The following is a 22,573-nucleotide window of genomic DNA, read 5'->3' as shown; positions in this document are numbered from 1 at the left end:
GTTCCATAACCAGGGCTCACCACTATGGTGGCGGTCTTTACTCCCCAGGTCAGCGAGCGGCCCGGCTGAGGAAGCGTTCGGCGACTTCAGAGATCTCCTTGGTGGTCCACGCCAGGGCGGGGGCGGCAACGGTGATCTCGGTCATCGCGATGCCCGGTACATCGGTGTCCTGCCATCCGGCGGCGAACCACACCTTCTCCTCTTCGGCGAGCGCGAGCGCCGCGTCGTTGAGCGCCTGCGCCGGGTAAGGCAGCCAGAGACGGAACCGATGCGTGTGCGGTGGTTCCGGGCTGACTCGTGCGCCGGGTAGGGCGGAGAGGGCCGCGGCGACGGTGCGCGCGTGCCGTACATAGTCGGGGACGCGTGGCAGTTCGCGGTCGAGCCCGGCGAGTGCGGTCACGGCCGCGGGCCACTGCTGGAACACGTCGCCGCCGTAGCGGTGCCGCCAGACCCGGGCGTACGAGGCGAGTTCCGCCGTGCCCGTGAGCGCCGCACCGCTGATGCCGCCGAGCGTCTTGTAGAAGGAGACGTAGGTGCTGTCGGCGAGGCTCGCGATCTCGCTGAGGGAGTGTCCGAGGTGGGGAGTGGAGTCCCAGATCCGGGCGCCGTCGAAGTGAAGGCGTGCGCCGATGGCGCGTGCCGCGGCGGACACTGCGGTGAGCTCATCCCAGGTGGGCAGGACGAAGCCGGCGTCGCGCAGCGGGAGTTCGATGACGACGGTGCTCACCGGTTCGCCGAGTTCGGTGATCTCGTCGGCCGTGGGGTTACGCGGCGCGGTGGTCGGCCAGACGCTGCGCAGACCGCTCACCTGGGCGTAAGCGTGCCGTTCGTGCATCTCCTGGTGGCCGAGCGGGTGAAGGGCGACCGTCGACCGCCCGGTGCGGTCGGCGCCGTAGCGAAGCGCGACCTGCTGGGCCATCGTGCCGGTGGGGAAGAAGACGGCGGCCTCGGTCCCCAGGAGGTCTGCCACGCGTTCCTCCAGCGTGGTCACTGGGCCGTCGCCGTAGAAGTCGGGCCGGCCGTCCAGGTCACCGCCCGCCTCCATGTCCGCTAGCCTGTCCCGCATCGTCGCAGGCCGGGTGCCGGACAGGATTCGGTCGCAGGCCGACAGCGCGGCCAGGCGGCGCTGTCGAGTGTTGTCGGACATCGGCGGATCATCGCACGGCGGCGTGACGCCGGACCAACGTGTTTTCTCCGGTAGCCGCTCTCAGCTCGGGTCGGATCGGGCGCGTTCGGCCTGTGGCCGGGTGGGTTGTCGGGGGCCTGCCGGGCAGGTGCCGTACCGCGCGTCAGGCGACCAGTGGGCCGTCCAGGATCGACAGTGCCGGCGCGCGGTCCCGCGGCGCGGGAGGGGCCTCGTAGTGGCTGTGCTGCTCGGTCACCGCCGCAGCGGCCCAGAGGTTGCCGCGGCCCAGGTGCTCCGCGAGGTCGTGCAGCGTCCAGTCGCCGCAGTGCTCGACCGGCGCGGACAGGTCGCCGTTCAGGCACGCCGAGAAGACGGTCAGCTCGCGGCGCAGGTGGGCGAGGAAGGCGGGGCATCCATGCGTGGGAAATGTACGCCTCCTGGATCGGCGGCCATCCCGACGCCGCTCAGGCCCGCCCACAGCCTGATGGCTTTCACTCGTTCCCAACACCGCCACGCCCGAATCAGAAGGGTCCCGGCTAGGTTGATCGCAACAGTCCAGCCGAGAGGAGCCCGCCAGCGTCATGGCTTCCGTTCGCCATGAGATCGTGATCGACGCGTCCCCCGAGCACATCTGGAATGTGCTGCGTGACGTCGGCGCCGTGCACGAGCGCCTGCTTCCCGGCCGTGTCACCAGCACCCGGATCGAGGGCGACCAGCGGCTCCTGACCTTTCCCGACGGGCATGTGATCCGCGAGCTGATCGTCGCCATCGATGACGGCGCCCGCCGCCTCGCCTACGCCGTCGTCGAGGGTGCGAGACCGCCGCTCGAGCACCACCACGCCTCGTTCGAGGTCCGTCCGGAGGGCGACGAGAGGGGCCGGCTGATCTGGACCACCGATGTGCTGCCGCACGCATCGGCCGCCGAGATCCGCATTCGCGTCGAACGCGGCGCGTGGGAAATGAAACAGGCGATCGAGGCCGCAGCCCGAAGGTGAGTAACAGGGCGGCATCCCCAATCGGGCAGTGTGTGGCAAGTGGTGCGCTGCGGGGTATTTGCTAAGGGCATCAAGTCGGACAGGAGGAACCGTATGCGTGCCACCGGGAATTCCTTCGTAGCGGCGGATGTCCACACGCCGTTACCGCGTATGGCGCGTTCATGGTGGGCGTCCTGCCAGGCGGGCGTCGTGTCCGTCGGAGGCCTCTTCGCCGTGATCATCGCTGCGATGGTGACGCATCGGAGCCGTCCGTGGGTGATGACGGTCGTGGTCGGCGGATTGGCGGTCGTCTTCGCGGCGATCGCGGCCTACGAATGGTGGGTGGGGCGCAGACTGGGGATCAGGCTGAATCGCCTGCATCTGATCGGCGTCGTCGTCGGCTTGGTGGTCTGGCTGATGTACCAGACGTCTCCCGGAAGCCTGCCGTACGACCCGTCCTCGGCGCAGCTGTGCGCCTACGCCGGTCAGCGGCTGGACCACGCCTGCCTGGTCAGGGCCGACGCGGCCCGGCTGCACAGTGACATCGCATGGTGGTCGACGGGGACACTGATCGTGATCTTCGGCCTGATGGCCCGGCGCTCTCGCACCGCGGCCTGGACGACCCCGGCCGTCGCGATCGGCGGAAGCGCCGTGGCCCTGTATTTCCTCGAGGTGTTCGTCCGGCACATGTCAGCGTGACTTCTGAGATCTCTCACCGGACCCGCCGGATAGTGAAGCATAGGTTTTCCTCTGATATCCGCCGGATTGATCGTGACAAACTCCCGGTGTGCAGATGAGCGAGTTCTGGGCACTGATCGAGCAGGCCCGTACGGACGCATCCGACGACGGCGCCTGGCCGTCCGGCTCCGCTGTCGGCGCGGCGCTGGTGGACGGGCTGGCGCAGTTGCCTCCGGACCGTATCGTCGACTTCCACCACTGCTACGCCGAGACCGCATCGCACGCGCACCAGTGGCGGGTGTGCGGGGCCGCCTTCCTCATCTGTGACTACGTCTCGGACGACAGCCTCAGCGATTTCCAGGCGGGCCTGGTCGGCTTGGGACAGGATGCGTTCGAGCAGGTCGTGGCCGACCCAGACGTGCTCGCGGACCATCCGATAGTGCGATTGATCGCGGCCGGGAAGATCGATCGGTTCACTCTGTCGAGCGAGGCGATCCATTTCGCCGCGTCCCGGGCGTACGAACGCCGCACTGACGATGTGGACGAGTTCTGGGAGGCATTGGATGTTCTCCCAGCCACCAGCGGCGAGGGCGAGCCCTGGTCGGGGCGATTCGGCGGCCCCGAAGATACTGCGCTGATCCCGCTGCGGCTTCCCCGGTTGCACGCCCTTTTCGCGCGAGCCGAAAACCGTCGCCCTTGATGTCTGGTCTGCCGGACCCGCTGCAAACGGGCCGCCTGATCGGCACGGCGGACAGCACCACAGCCGGATTCGATCAGTCATCATCCCTGGCCATGCGGCGTGTCCGAGCACCTAAATGAGTTGAGTGCCGTTCCGCGCTTGCGCTATCTCCACTGAGAACAGTCGTACTTCGGGGCGAGGCGGACAGAGATCATGCGGAGCGAAAGCTCATATCTGAGAGCGCTGGCCGGCCCGGGTGCGCTGCGGTTCTGCGTGGCGGGGCTGGTAGGCCGGATGCAGATCGCCATGACCGGTCTGGGGACCGTGCTGCTGGTCGCGTCGATCACTGGCCGGTACGCGCTGGCGGGTGCGGTGGCCGCAGCCGGGTCGGGCGGCTATGCGCTGGTGTCACCGCTGGCTGCTCGGCTGGCCGATCGGTTCGGCCAGGGTCGGGTGCTGCCGCCGTTCGTGCTGGTGTACGCGGCGTCAACGGTCGGCCTCATCGGCTGCGCGGAACTGCGCGCGCCGGGCTGGGCGCTGATCGCCTGTAGCGGGCTCGCCGGGGCCGCCACGCCCCAGATCGGCTCGATGGTACGGGCCCGGTGGAGCGCGCAGCTGGGTGGTTCGCCGTTGCTGCAGGCCGCGTTCTCGCTGGAGTCGGTGGCCGACGAGGTGATCTTCGTGGCCGGTCCGGTGCTGGTCACCTTGCTGGCCACCGGGGTCCATCCGGCGGCGGGGCTGGTGGTGGCGGCGGTGACGTGCGTGGCCGGCTCGCTGCTGCTGGCCGCGCAGCGCGTCACCGAGCCTCCCACGGGCCCGGTGGGTGTGGGGCGCGGTGACGGCGGCCGGCTGCTGCCCGCGCGGGGCCTGGTCACGCTGGCGCCGGTCGGCCTGTTCTTCGGCGCGGTGCTCGCCGCGATCGACCTGGCCACCGTGGACTTCGCGCAACAGAACGGGCACAAGCCGCTGGCCGGCCTGGTCCTCGGCGGTTACGCACTGGGCAGTGCGGTCGGCGGGCTGTGGTACGGGGCGCGGACCTGGCATGCCCCGCTACGGCGCCGCCTCATACTGGCCCTGAGCGCGGCGGCGGCGGGAACGGCCACGTTCTGGGCGATGCCCGGGCTGGGCGTCCTCGCCGTGGCGATGCTCTTCTCCGGGCTGGCTCTGTCACCGATGCTGATCACCTGCTTCAGCCTCATCGAGCGACAGGCGCCGCCGAGTCGGCAGACCGAAGGCATGGCCTGGCTCACCTCGGCGATCTCGGTCGGCACCGCGGCAGGCTCGGCCGCCGCCGGGCAGATCATCGACACGGCCGGCGCCCGCTGGGGATACGTCTTCGCCGCCGCCTGCGCCGCCGCGGCCCTGCTCGCCTCCCTGCTGGGGCTCAGCCGGCTGACCGTTCCCAGCCCGACCGCCTCGCAGGAACGTACGGCTCTGGCCGGACAGACCCCGCCGTCCCGGTGACACTCGTCACCGCGTACCAGCTGAAACGCCGCCGGCGATCCGTACGCCGTCCTGTCAGTGGCCGGCGGCGCGGCGGGAGACGGTCGAGAGGCTTGGCCACGTCAGCGCGTGAACCGGCGATACTGGGGTCTCATGGGCTCCGTGCCGCCGGCGCGCCACCTGCTGCGCGCCAAGGATCTGGTCGACGCGCGGTACTTCGAGGAGTTGACCGTCGTGGACCTCGCCCGCGCCGCCGGGCTGTCGCGCGCCCACTTCAGCCAGGAGTTCCGCCGGGCGTTCGGTGAGTCCCCGCACGCGTACCTGCTGACCCGCCGCCTCGAACGCGCCGCGGCACTGCTGCGCACCACGGACCGGTCGGTCGCCGACATCTGCGTGTCCGTCGGCCTGCGGAGTATCGGCTCGTTCACCACCAGCTTCACCCGCACGTACGGGATGTCGCCGACGGCCTATCGCGCGACGTTCCCGCCCGCCGCCACGTACGCGATGGTCCCGGCGTGCGTCCTGCGGGTGTTCGGGCGCCCTCGTAACGCCCCGACCGACCCGCGCCGACCGACCTCACGGTGAAACCGGACGTTTCGAGAAGACGCCGTGTTGCCGCCTGGCTAGCTTTGAACGCGGCACAAAGCCCCTGGTAGTTGGGAGAACCCCCATGATCAAGATCAGCACCGTGCAGCTTTGGGTGCACGACCAAGAAGCGGCACTCGAGTTCTACACCCGCAAACTCGGCATGGAGGTGCGCGCCGACGTGACCATGGCCGAGATGGGCGGCTTCCGCTGGCTCGCCGTCGGCCCGGTCGGCCAGCCCGACATCGCGATCTCGCTGATGGCGATTCCCGGCGCGCCGGTCATGGATCCCGAAACCGCCGATCAGGTACGCGACCTCATGGCCAAGGGCTTCGGCGGAACCGTCTTCCTGACCACCGACGACATCCAAACGACGTACAAAGAACTCCTCGGCCGGGGCGTCGAGTTCGTCGAGGAGCCCGTCGAGCAGCCGTACGGTATGGACACCTCCTTCCGCGACCCGTCCGGCAATCAGATCCGCCTGGCTCAACTCGGTTAGCACGCAGCGAGCAGGACAACGGGGAGGATGACTTTCGGCCCGCCCGAGCCGCGGGCCGGTCGGGGAATCCTGAGCGTCATAGGGCGGGCATGGAGGGCGTGAGTCACCGCGACTCGCGATGGCCACGCCCCCCGGCTCCCGTCAGCAGCAGCAGCCGCCGGATGAGGCATCGGCGGAGACGGTCACCTTCTCGCCATCGGTGGCATCGGCCGCCCCGCCGGCGCAGCAGGCCGAGCCCTCGGTCTTCTCCAGGGTGTCGGCGTCGCCTTTGACCGTGTAGACCTCCCACGGCTCCTGGCCGGGACCGTGGACCCACACCTTGTCCTGGAGCGCGTAACAGCAGGAGGTGTCGTTCTCCTCGAACGTGGCCAGGCCAGCGTCCTTCAGACGCTGGGTGGCGGCGGTCACGAGATCGGTGTCCTCGACCTCGACGCCCAGATGGTCCATCCGCGTCGCCTCGCCGGCCTCACCTTCGATCAAGACCAGCTTCAGGGGCGGCTCGGCGATGGCGAAGTTGGCGTAGCCGGCTCGGCGCTTGGCGGGTTCGACGCCGAAGAGCTTGGAGTAGAAGTTGACGGAGCCGTCCAGGTCGGCGACCCGCAGAGCGAGTTGAACACGAGACATGCGGTGTTCCTTTCGGTGTGATTCAGATGCGATAGTCCAGGCCGGCGGCTAGCGCGGTGGTACGGGCGCGGTCCAGGCGAGCGGTACGGCGGCACGACGCGTCGCACACCTCGCCGGTGGAGTCGTTGAACGTGATGCGCTCGCGGCGTGCTCGGACGCCATGCGCGGCGATCCGGCGGGCCAGGGCGGGTAGAAGAGCCACTGTCCACCTCCTGTTTAGATGAACTTCAAATCAGCGCGGCGTCGTCAGTTTGCGCCCTTGCCTAGGCGCATGTCAAATTAGAAGCATGTCTAAGCAAGACCTGTCGGTCGTGGACGTGTCCGAGGCGGCGTGCTGCGCCCCGCTGGCGTGCGAACCGCTGAACGCCACCGAGGCGGACGAACTCGCGCCGCTGTTCAAGGCGATCGGTGACCCGGTACGGCTACGGCTGCTGTCGCTCATCGCCTGCCACGAGGGCGGTGAGGCATGTGTGTGCGACCTGACCAGTGCCTTCGATCTGACCGCTCCGACGATCAGCCATCACCTGAAGGTCCTCAAACAGGCCGGATTGATCGACTCCGAGCGCCGCGGTACGTGGGTCTACTACTGGATCAACCCGCAGACGCTGCAGCGGCTGTCGGCGATCCTCGGGCCGCGCCAAGCCGCCGGACTGGTTCGGGCGTGACCACGACCGACGAACACACCCCGGGCGCCGCGGACGCCGCGGTCGTCGGCCGGCTGTCGGTGCTGGACCGGTTCCTGCCGATGTGGATCGCCGCCGCGATGGCCCTCGGCCTGCTCGCCGGCAGGGCGATACCTGAGCTCGGCAGGGGTCTGGACGCCGTGAAGGTCGACGGCATCTCGCTGCCGATCGCGGTCGGGCTGCTGGTCATGATGTACCCGGTGCTGGTCAAGGTCCGCTACGACCGGCTCGACACCGTGACCCGCGACCGGCGGCTGCTGATCCCCTCGATCGTGTTGAACTGGATCGTCGGCCCGGCGGTGATGTTCGCGCTGGCGTGGATCTTCCTGTCCGACCTGCCCGCCTACCGCACCGGACTGATCATCGTCGGACTGGCACGCTGCATCGCGATGGTCATCATCTGGAACGACCTGGCCTGCGGCGATCGTGAGGCCGCCGCCGTACTCGTCGCGTTGAACTCGGTGTTCCAGGTGGTGGCGTTCGCGCTGCTCGGCTGGTTCTACCTGCACGTCCTGCCCGGCTGGCTCGGCCTGCACCAGACGAACCTGAACGCCTCGACCTGGGACATCGCCCGCTCGGTCCTGGTGTTCCTCGGCATCCCGCTGCTCGCCGGCTACCTGACCCGCCGCCTTGGCGAGAAAGCTCGTGGCCGGGACTGGTACGAAACGCGGTTCGTGCCCCGGATCGGACCCGCCGCCCTGTACGGGCTGCTGTTCACCATCGTGATCCTGTTCGCCCTCCAAGGCGACGCCTTCACCGCGGCCGGTAACAACTTCGAACTCGCCATCGCGGTCGCCATCGCCACCTTCGGCGTCACCTCCGGCCAGGCCCTCGCCGGTGTCGTCGGCCCGCTCATCGAGGTTCCCGTCCTGGTCGCCCTGGTCTACGTCTCCCTCGCGCTACGCCGCCGAACCACCCCGTAGGAGACCGTCGGCCGGGCTCGGACGGCCACCGAGGAGCCGAAGACCGCCGTCCCATCATCAACGAGGAGTCCTGGTGTCTGACCTTCCCGAGGTTCTGTTCGTCTGCGTCCACAACGCCGGCCGCTCTCAGATGGCCGCCGCCCTGCTCGACCACCACGCCGCCGGACGCGTCCGCGTACGCTCCGCCGGCTCCGCCCCCGCGGAGTCGATCAACCCTGCCGTCGTCACGGTCATGGAGGAACTCGGCCTCGACCTGACCAGGGAGTTCCCCAAGCCCCTGACCACGGAAGCGGTCCAGGCCGCCGACGTCGTCATCACCATGGGCTGCGGCGATGCCTGCCCCGTCTTCCCCGGCAAGCGCTACCTCGACTGGCGACTCGACGACCCCGCGGGCAAGACCGTCGATGAGGTGCGTCCCATCCGCGACGAGATCGACACTCGCGTCCGCGAACTCCTCGACGAACTCGTCCCCGCCGGAAACGACATCGACCAGCAACAGAGCGAGCGCGGCCGAGGGTACTCAGTGCCCTAGTGAAGCCTCAGTCGCCATGGGCGACCGGCTCGGGATCGGCGTCGAGCGCATCGAGCACGGCGTCGCCGTTCGCCCTCGCCCACTCGGTCAGCATGTGGATCGGATCGATCAGCGTCGCCCCGAGCGGGGTGAGCTCGTACTCGACGCGGGGCGGCACCTCGGCGTAGGCGTGGCGGCGGACGAGTCCGTGCGCCTGGAGCCGTCGGAGGGTCTGGGTGAGCATCTTGCGGGAGATGCCGCCGATCAGCTCGATCAGCTCGCCATGGCGTACCGGGCCCTTGCTGAGGCCGTAGAGCACGACCACCGTCCACTTGTCGGCGATGAGCTCGACCGCCAGACGCGCCGGACAGTCGGCGAGAAAGGGATCACCGGGACCGAAGCCGCTCATGGCGCCAAAGGTACCTGCTGGTTCCTATCGGAAACCTAGCCTGGGTTCTCTCCCCCCTTCAAAGCCAGGAGAGTCATGCGAGTCATCACCCAGCAGACGCTCGGCGGTCCCGAGGTGCTCACCATCGTGGACGCGCCCGAGCCCCAGCCCCTCCCGGCCGAGGTTCTCGTCCGCGTCAAGGCGATCGGGCTGAACCCGCTGGAGGCGCGCCTGCGCGCCGGCGAGTTCCCGCTGATCGGCCGGCCGCCGTTCATCCTCGGCTGGGACATCAGCGGCGTGGTCGAGGAGGCGCCGCAGACGTGGCGGTTCAGGCCTGGCGACGAGGTGTTCGGGATGCCACTGTTCCCGCGGGCGGCGAGCGCGTACGCCGAGGTCGTGTCGGCGCCCGCGTTGCACCTGGCACGCAAGCCGGCGTCGCTCTCGCACGTCGAGGCGTCGGCACTGCCGGTCGTCGGGCTGACGGCGTGGCAGGGCCTCGTCGACCTCGGCGGCGTCACCGAGGGCGACCGCGTCCTGGTCCACGGCGGCGGTGGCGGGGTCGGCCACGTGGCGATCCAGATCGCGAAAGCACTCGGCGCACACGTGATCGCGACCGCCGGCGGGAGCAAGCGGAAGTTCGTCGAGGGCCTCGGCGCCGACGAGGTGATCGACTACACGGCGGTCGACTTCACCGAGGCGGTCCGCGACATCGACGTCGTGCTCGACACGATCGGCGGCGACACCGTCGAGCGGTCGCTCGCAGTGCTCCGCCCAGGCGGCCACCTGGTGACGGCGGTCGCCGAGGAGGATACGGAGCTCGCCGCCAAGTACGAGGCGGCCGGCATGCGCTTCAGCGGCATCGCGGTCGACCCTGATCCGGTCGCCCTACGAGGTCTCGTCGAACTCGTCGAACAGGGCAAGCTCCGAGCCCACGTGCAGGAGACGTTCCCGTTCGAGCACGTCGCCGACGCACACCGGCTGCTCGACGGCGGTCACCTCCAGGGCAAGCTCGTCCTCACCGTCTGATCCCGTCGTGCCCGCTGACCTGCGCGCTCTTAACCTTCTCCCCGCGAACGACCGTATGCGACCCTGATCGACCGCTCTGGCCGGAGTGTCACCCACCTTCCAGTCGGATCTGTCGCCCGGGCTCTGAGGTTTGACACGACCTTCGACCCCGGGATCATCATCACCGCGCCCCGAGACGACCGGATAGCTTGTGCTGCGTGATCATCTGGATCAACGGCGGGTTCGGCGCGGGCAAGACGACGCTCGCGGAGGAACTGCACCGGCGGCTTCCGGACGCGGTCGTGTATGACCCGGAGGACGTCGGCCTCATGCTCTGGAAGTGGATGCCGCCCAACGGCGATTTCCAGCACCTGCCGAGCTGGCGGGAACTGGTCGTCGCGACGGCGTTGTCGCTGCGCAGACACCACGCGGATACGCTCATCGTCCCCATGTCGCTGATCCGCGACGCCTACCGGGCGGAGATCCTCGGTGGCCTGACCGACGCGGGTGAGGAGGTCCTGCACGTCTTCCTGGAGGTGGACGCCGGGGTGCTTCGGGAGCGGCTCAACGCCCGCGTGACTCACCCCGACAAGGAGTGGGACCAGGCGGCCCGCGAGTTCGGCATGACCGGCGTGGATGAGATGGTGGCCGCCGCGGCCCGTCAGCCGGGCGGGACGCTTATGCTGCGCTCGGACAGGCTGACCCCGGCTGAGCTGGCCGACGAGGTGCTGGCCAGGGCCGACTTGCGCCAGGCTCACGGAGACGGCAAGCGGATGCGGCAGGCAAGGTCCGACCGTACGCGACCGTGATCGTCCGCTCTGACGGGTACGCACGGGCGTGGGCGGTGGCGCCGCTTGACTCACCGTTGTGGCGGTCACACCTGAGAGGCTGACCGGCCATCGTGATCGATCAACTCCGCCATCCGGATCAAGCGGCGGACATATACCGCGGCCTCGCCACGCAGGCGGGGAAGCATCCTGCGAAGAGCACGAGCGCCTTCTTGGAGGACGCGGCACCGCTCCTCATCCACCGCACCGCGGCTTTTCACATAGTCCGAGACGCATCCAGCCATCGCACCGTCGATCTCGGGCATGTTGCCATCACGGTCGTCCACCCAGTAAAGATCATCAGGCCACGGCGCACCGAGATGTTCGGCCCACAGCACCGCGACCTCGTCAAAGATCGCTTTGTTCACGCAGCCGAGACTACTGACGCGATCGCCCCATCTCGGGGGGCACTGTTTTCGGCCCACCCTTCGGGGGCTGATCGGCTTGCCCTGGGACGAAGGCGGGCGGGATGACCAGACTTCCACCTCACCCACCGGCCAGCTCGGCCCGTGGGTGCGGCCGATCCCGGAGTTTGAGGCCCCCGCCGGATGCACGACCCGGCCGATCTGGTCCTTTGCGGCTTGGCGCCGACAGGCGGATCGTACGGCGGCATGCGGGTCACCGAACGCCCTGACGAACTGCGCGACCTTGTCATCGCGTCCCGCAGACCGCCTCGCGTGCTACGGCCGCCAAGCCCAACGGCGGGGAACCGGTGGCTTGAGATGGTGCATCAGGCGTGCCAGAGGGCGGCGAGTTGCCGGGCGGCCAGCCGGGACGGTACGGCGCGGAGCAGCATGTCGCGTAGCCACGCGGTGGCGCCGGTCTGGGAGGTCAGCCGCGATTGCCGGGACGCCGCGCGCAGAATGCGGTTGGCGCTGGGCCTGCGCTCGGCGTCGTAGCGCAGGAACCGCTGGGTGACATCGGCCGGTTTCGCGCCCATCAGGTGCCGGGTCAGCGCGGCGGCGTCTTCGAAGGCCTGGCTGGCGCCCTGACCGAGGTCGGGTGGCATGGCGTGCGCGGCGTCGCCGAGGAGCGCGACCCTGCCGGCCACGAACGAGGGCAGGGGTTCGGCCAGGCGGGTGACCGGGTCGACGTAAATGTCGGCGGGCGGGGTGGCCTCGATCAGCTCGGTGACGACGGGGTGCCAGTCGGCCATCAGGGACAGCATCTGCCGGCGTGCCTCGTCCGCGTCGGGCGGCGTGCCGTCCAAGGGGGAGTCGGTGAACCAGTACAGACGGTCCTCGCCGACCGGGAACAGGCCGAACATCGCGCCGCTGCGGCGGTCGACCAACTGACTGACGAGCAGGTCCGGTGCCATGCCGGGAGGGCGGGGCAGCATGCCGCGCAGGTCCATCCGGCCGGTCCGCCGCAGCCCGGGGTGATCGGGGAAGAGCCGCCCGCGCAGCTTGCTGCCGATGCCGTCGGCCGCGATCACGGCGTCCGCTCTCGCGACCGGCTCGCCATCACTGATCACGGTCACCCCGGTGAGGTCGGGTTCCAGGCGTTCGACCGGGGTCGTGGTTCGCACCAGGTCGGCGGGCAGCGGCGCGCGTAGCGCCCGGTGTAGTTCCGCCCGGTCGATCATGGCGGGCATCCCGACCACCTGCTGCGCTTGGGCCAGGTCGGTGACCAGCAGCGGCCGTCCGAGCCGGTCCCGCAGTCCCCAGCGGGCGGTCTGCGTATCGTGCCCGTGGACGGCCTGCATATCGTGTCCGCGGACGTCCTCAGCCAGTCCCAGCGCGTCGAGCGCGCGAAGCCCGTTGGGCATGACCACGATCCCGGTGCCCGCTTCCCGCAGCTCGGCGGCCCGTTCGAGCAGTGTCACCTCGTGGCCCGTGCGATGTAGCCCCACCGCGGCCGCAACTCCTCCGAGCCCGGCGCCGACCACCACGATCCTCATGGGACCTCCTCGCACATTCAATACGATCGTACTAGTACGGCTATTGGTATCATTGGCCCATGCCGCCCACGAATCCGGCCCGTCGCCGAGCACTGGCCGATGCCGCCATCGAGCTGCTGGCGTCCTCGGGCGTGCATGGAGTGACCCATCGCGCGGTGGAGAGGGAAGCGGACCTGCCGCCGGGAACGGCCTCGAACTACTTTCGCAGCCGGGAAGCGCTGCTGGTGGCCGCCGCGGAGCGCATCGTCGAGCTCCATCACGCCGACACCGACCGTGCCACCGAGCAGCCCGCGCCCCTGGTCGACCTGCTGACGGCTTCACTGCTCACAGCGGCGACCACCCTGCGCAACCGCTATCTGGCGATCTTCGAACTACAACTGGAGGCCACCCGCCGACCGGCGCTCGCCTCAGCGCTCGAGAGCCTGCAGGACGCCGCGCTGCAGATCACCGCCGGCCACCACGACAAACTCGGCCTCACCACCCCCCGCTCGACGATCTCCACTCTGATCGCGTTGTACGCGAGCGCCCTGTTCACCCTGGTCACCTCGCCGCCAGGGAGCGTCAGCAGGGACGTCGTCCAGGAGATGGTCCAGGTCATCATGCGGGGCTGTGGCGTACACGATGAGGGTCCCGGCCTTGGGGGACATCGGTACAGCGATCACCGGTGAGAACAGGTCGGCTAGAGCTCAGCGGCGCTGTGCGCTCCGTCGAGCTCCGACAAAAGCCTCCGAACTGTGGTGAGGCTGCGGCCTCTCCGCCGTCTTCCGGCTGCGCCCGTACTACTGGCCAGAGTTGCGGTATATATCGCGTAACGTCATATTGGGTCTTGTGGAGCCTAAGCCGATGCGGGAGCAGAGTTATCTGATCCTGCTCGCGCTCGCGCCCGAACCCCTCTACGGCTACAGCATCATCACCACCGTCGAGGAGCTGTCGGACGGCCGGGTCAGGCTCGGGCCCGGCACGCTGTACGGCGCCTTGGACCGCCTGGCCGATGAGGGCCTCATCACGCGCGACCGCGAAGAGGTCGTCCGGGGCAGGTTCCGCCGTTACTACTGCCTCACCGGTGCTGGCCGCGAGGCTCTGGCGGCCGAGACCCAGAGGCTGACCGCGTTGGCGGCGCGGGCTCGCCGGCGGCTGGCCGGCCCGAGGATCTCTGGGAGCCCTGCATGACGACACCGTACGAGCGACGCTGCCTCACGCTGCTGCGCGCCTACCCTCCGCGCTACCGCGCCGCCCGCGGGGACGAGTTGCTCGGCACCCTGCTGGACGTCGCGATGCCGGGCCGGGAGACACCCTCGATCCGTGAGTCCTGGGACGTCGTCCGCGGGGGACTGCGGACGCGCTGGCGCGCCCACCCTCCTGTGGGGCGCTGGCTGCTCTACCGCGGGTTCGGCGCCCGATTGCCCTACGCCTACCGCTGGTGGGCCCGTGATGACATCCTCGGCCGCTGGTTCGCCGTGCGCAACGGTCTCGGCTTCTTCCTGCTCGGGGGCCCTGTCCTAGTCGCCGGGGAAACCGGCGGCACGGTACTGGCGCACATCGTGGACGGCGTCCCCCTCGGATCGAACTTGCCGTTTCTCGGCGGCGGTCTGTGGTGGATGGTGGCCACGATCGTACTGATGTCGGTCATCTCGACCATGGGCAAGCGCCACCGGGCGCTGAAGAAGCATGAGTTTCACCCGGACGGCACCCCGTTCGAGGCGGCCCCGACGTGGGGGCGGCCCTGGCCGCCGCACGTCCGGCAGGGGCCCGTCGCCACGTCGGCGTATCCGCCGGTGCCCCCGCACGCTCCAGCCTCCTGGCCGCCTCTGGTGCCGCCCGTGGCCGCCCTTGCACGACGCCCAGAGTGGCTACGGGACGACTCACTCTGGCCATCAGGCCCCTGGCAGCCACCGAAGTGACGCCCCGCGCCGAGCCGCCCGCCGGCTGATTGTCCCCGCCGTGGTGCCAGAACTTCAGGTCGCGGTCGAGGTTTCCGGTGCGGGTGACCGTGATCTTGAGCGGGTACGGCGGCAGGCCGCGCGCCTCGCGCTCGTCTGCGCTGTTGCGAAGACAGCCCTCCTCCGGCAACAACCAGTGGGGGGCGTGGGGGGCGGAGCCCCTCACAGCGGGGGTTCCAGGGGGTCGCCCCCTGGGCCAGCACGAGCGGGTGACGGGAATCGAACCCGCACTACCAGCTTGGGAATCAAATGGAAATCGGCTTTCGGCGCCGCTGACCTGTGGATGCGCATGCCCGCGAGTGCCCCTTATTGACCCCTGTTCACCCCGGCTAGTTGCAGGCTAATTGCGCGCCGCGAGGTTCCCTCACGTGGGCGCGGATCACCGATCGGGGCATGGGCAAGCCGGCAGCGGGTGAGCCTTCCGACGGTGTCGTCCTACGGCAGCCCTAAAACATCGGGTGGCCTCGGGGACGCTCTGGCAATCTCGTGGGTGTGGATATACCGGGAGCGTCAGACCAGTTGGACAGGCTGGTTGGTGCAGCCAGATCGTCGTCTTGGGAGGAACGTGCCGCAGCCGGGCGGCAATTGGCGCTCCTGGCCGGTGACTATGGAGCGGACGTCGTCTTGGGCCGTCTCCTCCTAGACTCGGACACGGCGGTCACCTACGACACGGCCTTCGCTCTCCTTCGACGTGGTGACCTCCACGCCATGCGCCTTGTCCTGCTTGCGTATGGTGACGCAGACGCCGAGCATGCCGACGAAATATCCGGCGCGATCTTCCCCATCACTCGGAAGCGGGCCATTCCTCGGCCAGGATCGCGTATGAGAGACCGTCGAGCCATCCCCTGGTGCGGTGGAGAGAGTCTTTCACCGTGTGCTGTTCGCGGCGCATCCCAACCCGCTCCATGAGCCGCCACGAAGGTTCGTTGTCGTAGAAACAGTCCGCCTGCAGGCGGCGCAGGCCAAGACTCCCGAAGGCGACGTCGATGAGGGCGCGTACCGCTTCGGTGGCGTAGCCCTTGCCTCCGTAGGAGGGATCCAACGTCCACCCGAGCTCTCCTTGGACGCCTTTCGCCTGGTCAGCGACCTCCTCCTGGGCCCAAGCGTCCTGGATCTGCAGCGTCAGATCGCCGATCACCCGGCCGTCCAGCTCGACGATGAGCAGGTCTGCGAGCTGCTCATCGCGGAGAAAACGCTCACGGTAGTCGTCGTACGTCACCGTGGCGGCCCGGACCCATTCGTGAGTCTCCGGTAGTTGCCGGTAGGCCCAGGTCGCGTCCAGGTCGTCGGGGGCAGCCCGGCGCAACAGCAGTCGGTCGGTGGAAATCGGCCAGTCCAGCGTGTCAAGAGGGTGGCGCATGGGCGTCATGCTGACAGAGCCGTGGTGACACACAAAACGGATTACTGCGGGCGACGTCCCAGCAACGATGCGGCGATCGCCCTACAGGAACTGACAGACCGCTATGACTCGGCTCCCCGCCATCCGGTCCGCCGTGACTCCCTCGTCGGCGCCCTGCTTGATCTGACGTTCGAGCGGCGGGCGCCTCCGATCCTGGTCCGGTGGCTCTACGCTCTGGCCCTCGTCATGATCGGCTTCGGGACGCTGTTCGGGCTGCTGAGCACGTAGGGGCGCGTGGTCATGTCCGGGATGTCCTGTCCTTCTCTCATGGGAAGGCACGGTCCGACGGTGCGGAATCCAACCACTTCGGGGACACGCTGCCACTGTGTTAGCTGGGTGTCCATGTGGGAGAGTTCTTCACTGGTCCTGCCCGACTCAACCACGGCCGCGGCGGCAGAGCAGCGGGGCCGCTGATCCCTGGCCACAAGTCCGCGCTGGGTCGGCGGACGGTGAACACCCGGCATCGGCCCTTCCGGAAATCCGAGCTCCTGAAGGAGGCTCGCTCTAGCGACGAAGACGACGGCGGCATGGCGGGGACGATGGCCCCCGATGTGCCCAATTGCCCGCTAATAGCCCGGCGGGCGGAGGCGAAGCAGGCTGAGCGCTAGAAGGCCGAGAAACGTGCGAGCGGGCGTCAAAACGAAACGAGCCCTCCTCCGGCAACAACCAGTGGGGGGCGTGGGGGCGGAGCCCCTCACATCGGGGGTTCCAGGGGGTCGCCCCCCTGGGCCAGCGCGAGCGGGTGACGGGAATCGAACCCGCACTACCAGCTTGGGAATTAAATGGAAACTGGCCTTCAGCGGCCCTGGCCTGCGGCTGCGATGGTCCGTGAGTGACCCCTATTGGTCCCTGTTCACCCTGGCTAGTTGCACGCTAAGTGCACGCCACGAGGGTCGCCCCGCCTGGGTGCCGGCCACCGATAGCGGGCCTGTTAGCAACTCGTGTACCGGGCTATTGCCATCGAGAGCGACGCCGTGTTGGGGGTGTATCGGCTACGAGTTCGGTGGTCCATTGGCGGATGAGGTAGACGAAGCCGCGGAGCCGTTTCTGGCGGCTGCTGGAGAGCAGAGGCCAGGCGAGGACGGCGGGCAGGAGAGCGATAACGACGATGAGTGGGATGGCCAGGGCGGCAAGAAGGATGAGCCCGCGGCCTACTAGCGGGAGTAGGGGCCAGCCCATGTGAGGTTCTCCTTGTCGTGGCCAGGGGTGTTGAGTCCTGCTCGACCGTGATCCAACGCCAAACCTAATCCCTCCACGCCTGGCCACTTATCTCCGCCGCATCCACGACGACCAGAGTACGTCGAGTGTCCGAGGGCAAGCGGACCCGCAGCGCAGCCACGGCCTGAGCGCCGGAAGCCGCGCGGCAGCGATCGCCCCAACCCCAACGGCGAGAGTTATCACCGGCGATCGTCTTAGACGATAGCTGGCAAGCCCTGACCACCTAGATGCGAACTACACGCAGTCCCAGGTACGGGACGTCATTGCCGAGGTTGGACGTGTTCCGGAGGAAGCAGCTGACGGTGTCTGTGCGGCGGCGTTGCTGTACTTGTGAGCTGTACAGCAGACGACCTCAGCCGCAGTAGCACGGGACATCGGGCCGGGTGGGTCCACGCATCGGCTGTGCGACCTTCCGCTTATAAGGAAGAGCAACCACCCTGATCACGATGTCCCGCCGAGGCCGGCGCTGGTCGACTTCATGGCAGGCGGTGGTTGCTGTAGTTACTGTCAACCATACCCCACTACGCGACTCAACGTAATCGCCCGCCCTGACTCATAGGAACCGGGAACGAACCGACAACGTCGCAGCTTGTAGTGCTGTCGCAGCCGTCAGGTATTCTGAGTCCAGAGTCTCGGGCGAACCAGTCTCCGCTCTGGAGCATCTCACAACGATTAATCCGGGTAATCGAAAGGAGGCCACCTACCAACCGACGCGCGCGGCCACTGCCCGAGACGTAGATGGCCGAAGAGCGACCGGCCACAGAACAGGAGCAGTTTTCCTGCCGCCGCGTTGGTAGCTAGTAGGTGGCGCTTCTGTGCTCGAGTGCCTAGCGAGGCTTCTCGATCGCCTCATTCTGTCTGTGCAGCAGATGCACATGATCATGGCGAAAGTGGAAGTCCTGTATGCGGAGATCAAACGGCTGGCTGATGGTAGCCGAGAACGGCGGGCTGCCACCAGAAGAGCTCGACGATTCGTGGTCGGCCTCATCCGGTGGCTCGGGTGGCTGCTCTGCTGGCCTGATATCTGGCATCTGCTGCGCTGATTTAGTGTGATTAGAACTCCTGACGCAGCGCGCATTTTCCCGCTGCCGAGATTTCCCCTCCGCCGTCGTCCCACCCACCGGGAAGAGGGCCTGGCCTGCTTGGCCTTGCCTGAGACGTCGGCGGAGGGGAGATTCCGGCTTCCGTCTCAACCACCGATGGACCGCATGCCCCGAGAGAAATCGGGTCATCCCCGAGGCCCCCGCCGGAGGTACATTGTTCTGCTGCCCTATCCAAGGTCGACGGGGCCTCCCGCTCGCCCTCGCCGGGTGAACCGCAGGTCAGCGGCGGCAGAGACGTTCTGCAGCGGCTCCGCCGGCACTGCACAGGAACGAGAGGCCGCGAGGCCCCCGCCCAGGTGCTCAGGCTGCGGCTTCGCCGGGGTCCTCGTCCTCCGAGGAGTCGCTCGGGAAGAACCACCGGCGGACCAAGGTGTAGCCAGGGGGGAGGTCGTTGCCCGTCAGTTCCTTGTACCTCGCCCTGGCCTCCTCGCTGGCGTGCTGACCGGGGGGGAGCCTCCGTAGGAAGGGGTCGCGGTCAGGGTCAAGGGAGGACCGACGAGGCTCATCCGTCGTTTCAGGGTCGGAGACCGGCTCGGAATCCGCGATGTCCTCGGCGTCGTACCTCTCGGCGAGATAGGCGACCACGGCCAGGCCCACGACCAGAGTCACGCCGCCGACGGCGCGGATCTTCGGCTTGTGCTTCTCGTACCAGTTCTTCGTCTTCTCAGCGAAGGAGGTGGGCTCGCCGTCCTCGGGGGTGGGCTCGCTGGGCGTGTCGTCACTCACGCGCACACATCTACCGGACGCATCCCTCACCTGTCAGGCAATCGCCCGACATAGCCCGATCAAGTTCAGTAGCTACCTACCGGGGGCGGGTAAATCTCCGCGACTTACGGCACAGGGGACCCGGCCCCTATGGCCGCACACATCGCTGCGAAATTGTTGCGGGGGGGTCTACTGCCTAAGGGCTGTCCCGTAACTGCTGGGCATCTCCGACGGGAGACTGCGTGCGGCGGTCAGCCGAAGATGAGCTCCACGTCCTTGTCCAGGCAGAGCCGCATGACGGCGACCAGCTGGCGAGCGTCGTCGATGCGTCGTCGGAGAATGGAGTCACTGCCATCGTGCTGCCGCTGGTCGATGATTGCTTCCAGCCGGGGCAGCATCGCCGCGCATTGAGCGGGCGTGAGGTCGGGGCCGCCATCGTCCGGATGGTCGAGTAGCGGTGCCAGCGGGGTGGAAACGCTACCGACGTTTACCGAGGCCAGGCAGCCCACCCGACACGATCTGGACAGGTGCCACATGCATCCGCCGTTTCGGCGGGTCCGGGCTGGGTGTCCGCGAGCCCTTGGCGAGTTGAGGCGCCGGGTCCCCGTTGACAGGCGGCGGGGGCTTCCGCCTGACCTTGGGCGTGGACAGCTTCTTACGCGCTACCATCTGAGCCCGCTTGCGCCTCGGCGACGCCTTCCGGGGCGCGGGTGGCAGCGACGGAACTTTCTTCGGCGCCGGTGGCGGCGCGTCGTACAGCAAGTCCGGGGGCGGGGCCTCGAGTAGGTGGCTCAGCAGGCCAATCAGCTCGGCGTCCGCCGGGAACATTGCCCGCGAGAATCCCTGTGCGCCGAGCACGACGACGGGCAGGTCACCCGACCGGGGAATCACCCGGTAGGCCAGCACGGGGCGAGGGTGGGTCTCAGAAGACACCCATAAGGCCGCCTCTGCCGCCGTCACCGTCAGGATGTAACGCTCCACCTCATCGGCGGTAAGGTACGCGGCCCCGGGCCGGGCGCCGGGCGTGTCCTTGAAGCGAAGGGACTCTTTCGCGACGATCCAAACCGGTATTGGCGGCACGTATTACACCCTAAGCGGCGACGCGGGAGTCAGTAAGTGACGATTGAGATACAGCAGTAGTCGAGCCGCCAAGGGGGCTGTCATTGTCATGGCGGAGTAGAGCAACTCGGAGTGCGCGGGTCTCATAAGGCCCGAGGTTGTCGGCTCGAATCCGACTCCGGTCACAGAAGTAGCCGGTACCCAGCAGGATCCCCGCGCTGCGTCACACGAATCCAATGCTGTAGGCCGTGGCCACGGTCAAGGACAATGACCTCCCGACGCCGACCGGGAAACGAGCGAGCGGTGACCATGCCGAAGTACGAGCCTCTGGCGGACCTGCTGACGAGCGATGGCCGCGAGCGCCCGAACCCGGCCGTCTGATCCGTAGCAAGATCGGAGACGTCCAGGACCGTCCACAAACGTTCGTTGATCTGCTGCCGGACGCCCGCGCCGTTCAGATCCGTCCACGGCCATCCAGAGCCGTTAGTAGCAGAAGCGTTAGCAGCCGCCGAGCGGCGAGAAGCCCGGCATCCGGTGGCAAGCGGACCCGGAGCGCAGGGCCGGCCACGGCCTGAGCACCGGAAGCCGCGCGGCAGCGATCGCCCCCAGCCGCGACAGGCGGTGCCCCCCATGGCGATCGTCTTGAACGCTGCCGTAGGACACCCTCTCGATGCGAACTACACGCAGCCCGGCTCACCGGCGTCTCTGCCGAGGTCAGACGTGTTCCGGTGGAAACGGTTGGGGTGTCTGTGCGGCGGGGTTGCTGTACTTCTATGCGATGCGGTTTATGCGTCTCAGACAAGCGGTCGGCCAGCCCACCTTCGATAGCCCGATTCGAGAGTTGCAGTGGCGCGCACATTCGTCCACACCCGTTCCCCGACCTGCCTGGCAATCCTCCCACCCGTCGCGCAGAGCCCACCCTGGTCCAGTCCCAGCCAGCCCCGCCGTTACCACCTAAGCGTCACCGACGACGACCCCACACGTTCTACTTTTTGATCTTCAACTTCACCCGGTCTACAGGTCCCCCAAGTCGGCCATCTGGTCATTCCATGCATGTTTCGAGTCTTCTGACCTTCCGGGCTGCAAACTTCTAGTGATCGCCAACCGTGATCCGACTCCGAGGATGGCCGTACCCGCCGAGTGTCAGACGGGAGCGATACGCTCGCAGCATGTCGTCACACTCAGGTCTCAAGCCAACTGACGCTCAGTTGGCATTGTGGGGACAAGAAATCCCTCTTACCCCACCCAGCAACCCTCTTACTGTCAGCACTCTAGTTTACGATTATGCTACCATTTCGCTGAGCGACTCTACTGACGATAGAAAAGCTCGCGTAAACAAAAAGCTGACAATTAACGGAGAATTTCAGTCGCTATCTAGGTATCCGAGTTTTCAATCGCTTAAGAAACGATCGATACTCAACACTTTACCTGGACTCGACGGACTCCCGACGCTCGCCCAAGTCTGCCCGTATTGCAGGATCGAGCTCGATAAAACACAAGGATTCAAAGCTGGCACCGACGAAAGCGATCGATGCAGTGGATACTTCCTTGAATATTGCCAAAAATGCTATTACTGGCAGGTCAACGAGTTGCGCATGCAATCATGGGAGGCTCGAGGCACTCTTGTCTACGAATATGATATAGCTATACTCTCGGCAAAGCTTCGCGAATTCTCCACTGAGACCCCAAAGGGAAGTCTCAGTGAGATCTGTCAATGGTTCAAGCGCCATCCTGAACGATACCATTCGGTGTCACCTCTATATATGGAACTGCTTGTCGCTCGAGTATTTGATGAGGTTGGCACGTACGTCGAGGTGCGCCATGTGGGACGCCCTGGAGATGGCGGCGTAGATGTCTTTCTAGTCGACGCGGAAGATCGGTCCTGGCTCGTACAGGTTAAACGGCGTGAATATGCTCGCTCCACGGAACCAGTTTCGACGATTCGTAATGTTCTGGGCTCTATGGTCCTAGAACGCGCGAAGCACGCTGTAGTTGTATCCACTGCCGATCACTTCACTTACCACGCCCGTCAGGCCGCTACCCGCGCAAAGAAGGAAGGTTTCACACTCGAACTCGTCGACCGAAAAGCACTCGACCAATTGCTTGAAAAGAGCATAAGATCACTCCCCTGGAAGGGGATACTTCATATATTGGAGGAGGATCGCAACCGCTGGCTCGAGGAAGACTGGTGTTTCTGTGGCTGCGTCGAACGCCGAGACAGTATCCAACTAGGCATTAACTCGGCTGATTAGCTACTAGCAGCGAAATGGAAACTCCGAGCACTTCTCCCCACTTCCACAGACT

Annotated in this window: 26 protein-coding genes; 16 read left to right on the top strand and 10 right to left on the bottom strand. The window is 67.2% G+C overall.

Going from position 1 to position 22,573, the window contains the following annotated elements; all coding sequences use genetic code 11:
• Positions 1-49 precede the first annotated feature (49 nt).
• A complete protein-coding gene (locus ABEA10_RS03970) occupies positions 50-1,147 on the bottom strand; it encodes a threonine aldolase family protein (protein ID WP_345457547.1) in 1,098 nt (365 codons plus the stop codon).
• A gap of 142 nt (positions 1,148-1,289) precedes the next feature.
• Positions 1,290-1,604 carry a maleylpyruvate isomerase N-terminal domain-containing protein gene (locus tag ABEA10_RS03965; RefSeq protein WP_345457544.1) on the bottom strand — a complete coding sequence of 105 codons (315 nt, stop codon included), beginning with the start codon at positions 1,602-1,604 and terminating at the stop codon, positions 1,290-1,292.
• A 103-nt stretch (positions 1,605-1,707) separates the two neighbouring features.
• Between ABEA10_RS03965 and ABEA10_RS03960 the strand changes: the two genes are divergently transcribed.
• From ABEA10_RS03960 to ABEA10_RS03935, 6 genes are all read left to right on the top strand, one after another.
• A complete protein-coding gene (locus ABEA10_RS03960) occupies positions 1,708-2,121 on the top strand; it encodes an SRPBCC family protein (RefSeq protein WP_345457542.1) in 414 nt (137 codons plus the stop codon).
• 228 nt (positions 2,122-2,349) lie between these two features.
• Complete coding sequence (locus ABEA10_RS03955) at positions 2,350-2,799, top strand: hypothetical protein (protein ID WP_345457539.1); 450 nt, start codon at positions 2,350-2,352, stop codon at positions 2,797-2,799.
• 94 nt (positions 2,800-2,893) lie between these two features.
• The gene (locus ABEA10_RS03950) at positions 2,894-3,478 is read left to right on the top strand and encodes a DUF4240 domain-containing protein (RefSeq protein WP_345457536.1); all 585 of its coding nucleotides are present in this window, start codon (positions 2,894-2,896) and stop codon (positions 3,476-3,478) included.
• Positions 3,479-3,670: 192 nt separating this feature from the next.
• Entirely contained in the window at positions 3,671-4,921 is a 1,251-nt protein-coding gene (locus ABEA10_RS03945) for an MFS transporter (protein ID WP_345457533.1), read from the top strand.
• 132 nt (positions 4,922-5,053) lie between these two features.
• A complete protein-coding gene (locus ABEA10_RS03940; protein ID WP_345457530.1) occupies positions 5,054-5,485 on the top strand; it encodes a helix-turn-helix transcriptional regulator in 432 nt (143 codons plus the stop codon).
• 85 nt (positions 5,486-5,570) lie between these two features.
• A complete protein-coding gene (locus tag ABEA10_RS03935; RefSeq protein ID WP_345457527.1) occupies positions 5,571-5,984 on the top strand; it encodes a VOC family protein in 414 nt (137 codons plus the stop codon).
• A 141-nt stretch (positions 5,985-6,125) separates the two neighbouring features.
• On the opposite strand, the gene ABEA10_RS03930 is transcribed toward ABEA10_RS03935, so the two are convergent.
• Positions 6,126-6,608: an ArsI/CadI family heavy metal resistance metalloenzyme gene (locus tag ABEA10_RS03930; protein ID WP_345457524.1), complete on the bottom strand. Its 483-nt coding sequence runs from the start codon at positions 6,606-6,608 to the stop codon at positions 6,126-6,128.
• A gap of 22 nt (positions 6,609-6,630) precedes the next feature.
• Positions 6,631-6,810, bottom strand: a complete 180-nt coding sequence (locus ABEA10_RS03925; RefSeq protein ID WP_345457521.1) for a hypothetical protein — start codon at positions 6,808-6,810, stop codon at positions 6,631-6,633.
• An 85-nt stretch (positions 6,811-6,895) separates the two neighbouring features.
• Between ABEA10_RS03925 and ABEA10_RS03920 the strand changes: the two genes are divergently transcribed.
• From ABEA10_RS03920 to ABEA10_RS03910, 3 genes are all read left to right on the top strand, one after another.
• The gene (locus ABEA10_RS03920; RefSeq protein WP_345457518.1) at positions 6,896-7,273 is read left to right on the top strand and encodes an ArsR/SmtB family transcription factor; all 378 of its coding nucleotides are present in this window, start codon (positions 6,896-6,898) and stop codon (positions 7,271-7,273) included.
• Positions 7,270-8,214, top strand: coding sequence for an ACR3 family arsenite efflux transporter (arsB, locus tag ABEA10_RS03915; protein WP_345457515.1), 945 nt, complete (start codon positions 7,270-7,272; stop codon positions 8,212-8,214). The genes ABEA10_RS03920 and arsB overlap by 4 nt, the downstream gene beginning before the upstream one ends.
• A gap of 73 nt (positions 8,215-8,287) precedes the next feature.
• The gene (locus ABEA10_RS03910) at positions 8,288-8,746 is read left to right on the top strand and encodes an arsenate reductase ArsC (protein ID WP_345457512.1); all 459 of its coding nucleotides are present in this window, start codon (positions 8,288-8,290) and stop codon (positions 8,744-8,746) included.
• A 7-nt stretch (positions 8,747-8,753) separates the two neighbouring features.
• Here the strand turns inward: ABEA10_RS03910 and ABEA10_RS03905 are convergent, their stop codons facing one another.
• Positions 8,754-9,134 carry a winged helix-turn-helix transcriptional regulator gene (locus ABEA10_RS03905; protein WP_345457509.1) on the bottom strand — a complete coding sequence of 127 codons (381 nt, stop codon included), beginning with the start codon at positions 9,132-9,134 and terminating at the stop codon, positions 8,754-8,756.
• Between the two features lie 75 nt (positions 9,135-9,209).
• Between ABEA10_RS03905 and ABEA10_RS03900 the strand changes: the two genes are divergently transcribed.
• Positions 9,210-10,139, top strand: a complete 930-nt coding sequence (locus tag ABEA10_RS03900) for an NADP-dependent oxidoreductase (RefSeq protein WP_345457507.1) — start codon at positions 9,210-9,212, stop codon at positions 10,137-10,139.
• A gap of 197 nt (positions 10,140-10,336) precedes the next feature.
• Positions 10,337-10,927, top strand: a complete 591-nt coding sequence (locus ABEA10_RS03895; RefSeq protein WP_345457504.1) for a P-loop nucleotide/nucleoside kinase family protein — start codon at positions 10,337-10,339, stop codon at positions 10,925-10,927.
• A 65-nt stretch (positions 10,928-10,992) separates the two neighbouring features.
• Here the strand turns inward: ABEA10_RS03895 and ABEA10_RS03890 are convergent, their stop codons facing one another.
• Both ABEA10_RS03890 and ABEA10_RS03885 read right to left on the bottom strand, forming a co-directional pair.
• Complete coding sequence (locus tag ABEA10_RS03890; RefSeq protein ID WP_345457501.1) at positions 10,993-11,313, bottom strand: hypothetical protein; 321 nt, start codon at positions 11,311-11,313, stop codon at positions 10,993-10,995.
• Between the two features lie 362 nt (positions 11,314-11,675).
• Positions 11,676-12,845, bottom strand: coding sequence for an FAD-dependent oxidoreductase (locus ABEA10_RS03885; RefSeq protein ID WP_345457498.1), 1,170 nt, complete (start codon positions 12,843-12,845; stop codon positions 11,676-11,678).
• A 59-nt stretch (positions 12,846-12,904) separates the two neighbouring features.
• Here ABEA10_RS03885 and ABEA10_RS03880 point away from each other — a divergent pair, with 59 nt between their 5' ends.
• From ABEA10_RS03880 to ABEA10_RS03870, 3 genes are all read left to right on the top strand, one after another.
• Positions 12,905-13,513, top strand: coding sequence for a TetR/AcrR family transcriptional regulator (locus ABEA10_RS03880; protein WP_345457495.1), 609 nt, complete (start codon positions 12,905-12,907; stop codon positions 13,511-13,513).
• A 175-nt stretch (positions 13,514-13,688) separates the two neighbouring features.
• On the top strand, positions 13,689-14,015 hold the full coding sequence (locus ABEA10_RS03875) for a PadR family transcriptional regulator (protein ID WP_345457492.1): 327 nt from the start codon (positions 13,689-13,691) through the stop codon (positions 14,013-14,015).
• Entirely contained in the window at positions 14,012-14,746 is a 735-nt protein-coding gene (locus tag ABEA10_RS03870; RefSeq protein ID WP_345457489.1) for a hypothetical protein, read from the top strand. The genes ABEA10_RS03875 and ABEA10_RS03870 overlap by 4 nt, the downstream gene beginning before the upstream one ends.
• An 823-nt stretch (positions 14,747-15,569) precedes the next feature.
• Here ABEA10_RS03870 and ABEA10_RS03865 read toward each other — a convergent pair.
• Positions 15,570-16,154, bottom strand: a complete 585-nt coding sequence (locus ABEA10_RS03865) for a GNAT family N-acetyltransferase (protein WP_345457486.1) — start codon at positions 16,152-16,154, stop codon at positions 15,570-15,572.
• Positions 16,155-16,169: 15 nt separating this feature from the next.
• On the opposite strand from ABEA10_RS03865, the gene ABEA10_RS03860 reads away from it, so the two are divergent.
• Positions 16,170-16,412 carry a hypothetical protein gene (locus ABEA10_RS03860; protein ID WP_345457483.1) on the top strand — a complete coding sequence of 81 codons (243 nt, stop codon included), beginning with the start codon at positions 16,170-16,172 and terminating at the stop codon, positions 16,410-16,412.
• Positions 16,413-18,805: 2,393 nt separating this feature from the next.
• Here ABEA10_RS03860 and ABEA10_RS03855 read toward each other — a convergent pair.
• Both ABEA10_RS03855 and ABEA10_RS03850 read right to left on the bottom strand, forming a co-directional pair.
• Positions 18,806-19,231 carry a hypothetical protein gene (locus ABEA10_RS03855; protein WP_345457480.1) on the bottom strand — a complete coding sequence of 142 codons (426 nt, stop codon included), beginning with the start codon at positions 19,229-19,231 and terminating at the stop codon, positions 18,806-18,808.
• Positions 19,232-19,461: 230 nt separating this feature from the next.
• Entirely contained in the window at positions 19,462-19,746 is a 285-nt protein-coding gene (locus ABEA10_RS03850) for a hypothetical protein (RefSeq protein ID WP_345457477.1), read from the bottom strand.
• Positions 19,747-21,438: 1,692 nt separating this feature from the next.
• On the opposite strand from ABEA10_RS03850, the gene ABEA10_RS03845 reads away from it, so the two are divergent.
• Positions 21,439-22,521, top strand: a complete 1,083-nt coding sequence (locus tag ABEA10_RS03845; protein WP_345457474.1) for a restriction endonuclease — start codon at positions 21,439-21,441, stop codon at positions 22,519-22,521.
• Positions 22,522-22,573 lie beyond the last annotated feature (52 nt).

The sequence above is a fragment of the Actinoallomurus oryzae genome, assembly GCF_039541955.1.
Lineage (GTDB): Bacteria > Actinomycetota > Actinomycetes > Streptosporangiales > Streptosporangiaceae > Actinoallomurus > Actinoallomurus oryzae.
The sequence above is the reverse complement of the archived record's forward strand: the minus strand, read 5'-3'. Positions and strand labels throughout refer to the sequence as shown.

Excerpts from the sequence above, each read along its gene's own strand:
- ABEA10_RS03970 (WP_345457547.1), bottom strand. The coding sequence starts at position 1,147 with ATGTCCGACAACACTCGACAGCGCCGCCTGGCCGCGCTGTCGGCCTGC.
- ABEA10_RS03960 (WP_345457542.1), top strand. The coding sequence starts at position 1,708 with ATGGCTTCCGTTCGCCATGAGATCGTGATCGACGCGTCCCCCGAGCAC.
- ABEA10_RS03955 (WP_345457539.1), top strand. The coding sequence starts at position 2,350 with ATGGTGACGCATCGGAGCCGTCCGTGGGTGATGACGGTCGTGGTCGGC.
- ABEA10_RS03950 (WP_345457536.1), top strand. The coding sequence starts at position 2,894 with ATGAGCGAGTTCTGGGCACTGATCGAGCAGGCCCGTACGGACGCATCC.
- ABEA10_RS03945 (WP_345457533.1), top strand. The coding sequence starts at position 3,671 with ATGCGGAGCGAAAGCTCATATCTGAGAGCGCTGGCCGGCCCGGGTGCG.
- ABEA10_RS03940 (WP_345457530.1), top strand. The coding sequence starts at position 5,054 with ATGGGCTCCGTGCCGCCGGCGCGCCACCTGCTGCGCGCCAAGGATCTG.
- ABEA10_RS03935 (WP_345457527.1), top strand. The coding sequence starts at position 5,571 with ATGATCAAGATCAGCACCGTGCAGCTTTGGGTGCACGACCAAGAAGCG.
- ABEA10_RS03930 (WP_345457524.1), bottom strand. The coding sequence starts at position 6,608 with ATGTCTCGTGTTCAACTCGCTCTGCGGGTCGCCGACCTGGACGGCTCC.
- ABEA10_RS03920 (WP_345457518.1), top strand. The coding sequence starts at position 6,896 with ATGTCTAAGCAAGACCTGTCGGTCGTGGACGTGTCCGAGGCGGCGTGC.
- ABEA10_RS03905 (WP_345457509.1), bottom strand. The coding sequence starts at position 9,134 with ATGAGCGGCTTCGGTCCCGGTGATCCCTTTCTCGCCGACTGTCCGGCG.
- ABEA10_RS03900 (WP_345457507.1), top strand. The coding sequence starts at position 9,210 with ATGCGAGTCATCACCCAGCAGACGCTCGGCGGTCCCGAGGTGCTCACC.
- ABEA10_RS03885 (WP_345457498.1), bottom strand. The coding sequence starts at position 12,845 with ATGAGGATCGTGGTGGTCGGCGCCGGGCTCGGAGGAGTTGCGGCCGCG.
- ABEA10_RS03880 (WP_345457495.1), top strand. The coding sequence starts at position 12,905 with ATGCCGCCCACGAATCCGGCCCGTCGCCGAGCACTGGCCGATGCCGCC.
- ABEA10_RS03875 (WP_345457492.1), top strand. The coding sequence starts at position 13,689 with ATGCGGGAGCAGAGTTATCTGATCCTGCTCGCGCTCGCGCCCGAACCC.
- ABEA10_RS03870 (WP_345457489.1), top strand. The coding sequence starts at position 14,012 with ATGACGACACCGTACGAGCGACGCTGCCTCACGCTGCTGCGCGCCTAC.
- ABEA10_RS03865 (WP_345457486.1), bottom strand. The coding sequence starts at position 16,154 with ATGACGCCCATGCGCCACCCTCTTGACACGCTGGACTGGCCGATTTCC.
- ABEA10_RS03850 (WP_345457477.1), bottom strand. The coding sequence starts at position 19,746 with ATGTGGCACCTGTCCAGATCGTGTCGGGTGGGCTGCCTGGCCTCGGTA.
- ABEA10_RS03845 (WP_345457474.1), top strand. The coding sequence starts at position 21,439 with ATGTCGTCACACTCAGGTCTCAAGCCAACTGACGCTCAGTTGGCATTG.